Origin of the sequence: Streptomyces katrae (assembly GCF_000966975.1) — a bacterium.
Lineage (GTDB): Bacteria > Actinomycetota > Actinomycetes > Streptomycetales > Streptomycetaceae > Streptomyces > Streptomyces katrae.
The window spans coordinates 1-441 of record NZ_JZWV01000999.1; the positions used below are offsets into that span (position 1 = coordinate 1).

At 75.5% G+C, this 441-nt stretch carries 1 protein-coding gene; it reads right to left on the reverse strand.

Annotation, left to right across the window (positions count from 1 at the left end; genetic code table 11):
* Positions 1-441: alcohol dehydrogenase catalytic domain-containing protein (locus tag VR44_RS31065; protein WP_045950958.1), on the reverse strand; the 441-nt coding region annotated here is incomplete at both ends.

Here is a 441-nt window from a genome sequence, read left to right on the forward strand (position 1 = left end):
TCCCGCAGCGGGGTCTGGGCGCTGCCGGGGCTCAGGCAGGCGGAGAAGCCGAGCCGCTGTGCGAGGTCCCGGCGGCCGGGTACCGGGTCCACTCCGACCACCCGGCTCGCCCCGCCGATGTGGCACAGCACGCCGGCGAAAAGGCCGAGCGGCCCCAGGCCGTGGACGGTCACCCGCTCCCCCGGCCGGATCCCGCCGCCCTCGACGAACACGGCGTTGTAGACACAGCCCAGCGGTTCCAGCAGCGCACCGGCCAGCAGCGTGTCCTGACGGCTCCAGCCGCCCTCCCGCAACAGGGACAGCCGGTGGCAGGCGGTCTGGGGCACCACGATGTAGTCGGCGAGCGCGCCCGGCGCGGTCAGCCCGGTCAGCACGGCGCGCTCGCACTGGTTGCGGCGGCCGCGCAGGCAGGTGTCGCAGGTGCCGCAGGCCAGCACACTC